Source organism: Caballeronia sp. (assembly GCF_049581465.1).
Classification (GTDB): domain Bacteria; phylum Pseudomonadota; class Gammaproteobacteria; order Burkholderiales; family Burkholderiaceae; genus Caballeronia.
In genome coordinates, this window is the sequence record NZ_JBAUSA010001062.1 from 1 (window position 1) to 4095 (window position 4095).

The 4095-nt window shown below is 64.9% G+C and carries 2 protein-coding genes and 1 pseudogene; all 3 read left to right on the top strand.

Annotated elements, in window-relative coordinates; genetic code table 11:
* Nucleotides 1-1469, top strand: a pseudogene (locus WCA53_RS25980) (type VI secretion system protein); the annotation flags it as partial.
* Complete coding sequence (gene tssA, locus WCA53_RS25985) at nt 1466-2587, top strand: type VI secretion system protein TssA (protein WP_423917210.1); 1122 nt, start codon at nt 1466-1468, stop codon at nt 2585-2587. The pseudogene WCA53_RS25980 and the gene tssA, both read left to right, overlap by 4 nt.
* 110 nt (nt 2588-2697) lie before the next feature.
* Nucleotides 2698-4095 (top strand): hypothetical protein (locus WCA53_RS25990; RefSeq protein WP_423917213.1); only part of this gene is annotated, 1398 nt, incomplete at its 3' end.

The window sequence follows — 4095 nt, forward strand, 5'->3', positions numbered from 1 at the left end:
TCGCACGCCTGATGGTCAATCAGGTGGCCGCCGCCGCTGTTGTGGCCCCGGCACAAGGCGAACCGGACAGCGCAGCGTTCGATGCCGCGCGCACCCGCCTCGCGAAGATTCGCGCGATGCTGGCTGAGATGGGCGCGGCGGCCCACGTCGACAATCTGGATACGCTCTTGTCGCGCGACGCGATGGAGCATCTGCGCCTCGTGGACGACGCGCTGACACGCTCCGAGCTGTACTCGACGCGGTCGGCCAACATGCCCGTGGGCAGTACGCGCACGACTGTCCTGACGGCCTTCGGCATCGCGGATACCGCGGCGCTCGGGGCCTATCTGGATCAGCAGGCCGTGCGCGCGACGGCGCTTGGCAGGCAGGCCGCCGTGTATTTGTCCGCACTCGACACGAGCGATGCCGGGTCGCCGCTCGCGCAGCGCTGGCAAGCTATCGAACGAGATCTCGACCGTTACCAGTTGAAGAACCCGAATAGCAACCTGCTGATGCTGGAGCAGTTCGTGCAGACGGTGGCGGCCGATCCGGGCACCGGAGTCTGTCTGGGCCGCTTCCCGGCGCGGCCGTCCGCCGCGGGCACCGGCGACTACTTCAGCGCGTTGCACGTGCGCTTGTACGACAGCCTGCTTGCGCGCTGCAGCCAGGGATACGTGGGTGAACTGCAGCAACAGTGGAGCGGTTTCTCCGATGCTTTCAACCAGAGCGTCGCGGGGCGACAGCCGTTCGGCGGCCCGGCGCGAGCGGGCAGCGGTGACGCCGGCTCAGCTGATTTCGGCCAACTCGGCCAGACCCTCGAGCGCTACGAGCGTGTCTCGCACATCTTCCAGCAGGCTCGCAACGGTGCAGGCGAACGTGTGCTGTGGGACAACGGCCGGCTACGGCAGTTCATCGACAACTTCGAGCAGGTCGATGCACTGCTCGCGCCGCTCTATCCGGCCAGCAGTGGTGCACCGACGGGCTATGACGTCAGCGTCGATTTCCGCGCTAACCGGTTGGGCGAGATCGCGGCGAACCAGGTGATTGACTGGACGCTCAGGATCGGCGACCAGAGCGTGTCGCTGCACGACGCGCCGCGTGCGTTGCACTGGGAGTACGGCATGCCGGTTTCGCTGGTGCTGCGTTTCGCGAAGGACTCGCCGCTGAATGCGGCCAACGATTCGCAGCAGCGCGCGTTCTCGACTGACGGGCGCACGTTGACCTGGCAGTTCGCCGATCCGTGGGCGCTGATCTCGTTCGTCTCGCAGCAGCGTGTGGCCGATGTGAGCGCGCAGGCAAGTGCTAGCGCACAACTGCTCAAGTTCGATTTCCCGCTCGGCACAACCAGCCCCGCCGACCTTGCACTCCTGCCGAAACAGACCCGCGCACAGCTATTCCTTCGGCTCACGCTGACTGCCGCCGGCAAGAAAACCCCTTTGCCCTGGCCCGCGAGTTTCCCGACCCGCGCGCCTGACTGGAACGCACTATGAAATCACCTTTTTCGTTGAGTACCGAGATCGACCTCAGCGTTGACGCAAGCGCGCTGCTTACGCCATTGCACGGCAGTGATGGTGATGGTGACGGCGCGGGCGTCTCGCTGCGCAGCGATCCGCTCTACCGGCAGATCCAGGACGCGCGGCGCCAGGACGATGCGTCGTTGCCGATGGGTGAATGGGAGCGTCCGCTCGTCAAGGCCGACTGGAAGACCGTGGCCGCATTGTGCGACGAGGCGCTGCGCACGCGCAGCAAGGACTTCCAGTTCGCGGCATGGCTGTGCGAGGCGTGGACCCATCTGCACGGGATCGATGGCCTCGTGGCCGGCACGCGGTTGCTGACCGGACTGGTTGAACGCTACTGGGAGGTTGCCTATCCGAAACTCGAAGACGGCGATACCGACGCGCGCGCCGCGCCGTTTGTGTGGATCAACCCAACCCTTGCGCTTGTGTTGTCGTTGAAGGTGCCGCTGCTCGTGATCGAAGAGCGTGAACCGTCGATGCTTTGCCTTGACGAGTTCCAGCGAGCGATCGGCACACCGGAAGCGCAAGAGGACAACCTGTTGTCGCGCGAGTTGCTCGACCAGCATGTTGCACAGGCCGGCAATCTCGTGGCGCTCGCACGGCTGCGGGATCGCCTCGTCGATGCGCGTGACGCGTGGGACAAATTTGCGCGGCTGGTCGACCTTCGGCTGGAGGCGAATGCGCCGAGCTTCGCGCCAGTCGCCGATGTTTTGGCACGGTTGTCCCGGGCCGCAACCGGATTGATCGGCGAGCATGAGGTGCCGGCGCTCCCGGTGAGCCACGCGCGTGATGAAACATCCGGCCAGTCACTCGATGCGGGTCTCGCCGAGCGCACCGCGACCGCAGAGGCGTCCGCGAGCGCAAGAGCGGTCACGAGTCTCGACGGCATGATCATCGATCGCTCCCATGCGTACCGGCTGCTGGACGACATTGCCGGGTATCTGACGCGTCACGAGCCGCATAGTCCGACACCGTATCTGCTGAAGCGGGCTGTGTCGTGGGAGAGGATGCCGCTCGCGGAACTGATGCGCGAAATCACCCGTCACGATGGCGATTTGACGCGCTACCTCGCGCTGCTCGGACTGGAATGAGCTGCGCTCTTGCTCGTTGGACGACGGTGCTTTCAGCTCGTTGAGATGGTCGACCAACACCGATCTCTTGCGCGCATATTTTATGTTCACAACCCTCAAAAGGATCTCTCATGGGCAGAAAAGGAAAGTTGGAGGTCGTCACACCGGCCGAATTCAGAAGCCGCACCTCGCTGACCTTGAGCAGCCGCAGCGGCTCCACGCTCGCGATGGACAAGGCCTACGACGACTATTACGCCACACACTCGGCAACGGCCACGCGCGTACTCTACCGGCGGCTTACCGAGTACCGGACGGAGCATGGAAACGCGTGGAACCTGTGTGAGCGCAACGCCGTCAGCGGTGGCTTGCTGGAGTATCTGCACAACCTGACGTACCCCGGGGCCTTGAGCCCGGAGAAGGCCCTCGAACTCGACCAAAAAGCGGCGGCCAAAATCCGTGACGAGGAGATTCCGCATGCCCGTTTCGGTGTGCTGTATGTGCTGGCCAACATCAGGCTCCAGATGGACGCCGTGGGGATGGCCCTCGAAGGCGTCGGCGCGATCGGCGGGGCGGTCGGCGTCGGCATGACCACCAATTTCAACGCACTCGGCAGCGCGACGAACGCGGTGCGCGCGGTCCAGAGTGTGCACGGCCAGAACATCAAGGCCTCTCAGATCGCGTGGGCGGGCACCAAGGTGGCGAAGCTCGGCCAGGGGATCGTCGAAGGGATCATGGCGCCGTCGACCAGCGCGCCGAGCACCACCACTCTCGCCGCCGACTTCGCTAACTACCTGCCCTTCAGTGCGGCCGCGCTCGACGGCGTCTCGGCCGGCCTGTCGGAAGTGTGGAACAAGAACAAATACATGGGCGCCGCGGCCTACGCCGGCGCCGGGCTCGTTGCATTGCCGGGGGCGGCGGTCGTCTTGATGGCCGATGCCGGACGAGCGATCTGGGAGAAGTTGAAGAGCGCGTTCAAGTCGCTTGGCGACATGTTGATGAGCGCCTGGCGCAGGCGCTACGACCTCGCCACCGCGGAGAAGCTCGGCATGGCCCTCAAGAAAGCCACCGTCATCGCGATCGACCTCATCATGAAGCACACCGTACCCGTCCTCAGCGGCGCGCTCGACCTCGGCACGGGGCTCGCGCGCACGATCGGCGAGGCCTGCACTCGCATCGCTTCGTGGTCCGATCGCCGCCACATCCGCATCCAGTCCGGCCACCCGCAGGAGATCGCCAATTCGATCGAGCACGAGATGAGCCTGGGCATCTGTGGTGGATTGGTCGACATCCTGAAGGGCGCCGCCAGGGTGGCCGTTGGCGTGTTCCTGCCGGGCCTTGGCAGCCTGGTGTCGGTGGTGATGTCGGCCATCGAATGGCTGATCAAGTTCCTCAGCCGCCTGGGCGAACAACTCGCCGTCGACCAGTTCCTGGTGCGGGCCCGCCAGCTTTATGACACCGAGAAGCGCCGCTCGCGCCTGATCGACGGGGTCTATGAAACCAACACCCAGCAAGGCTCCATCATCACGGAC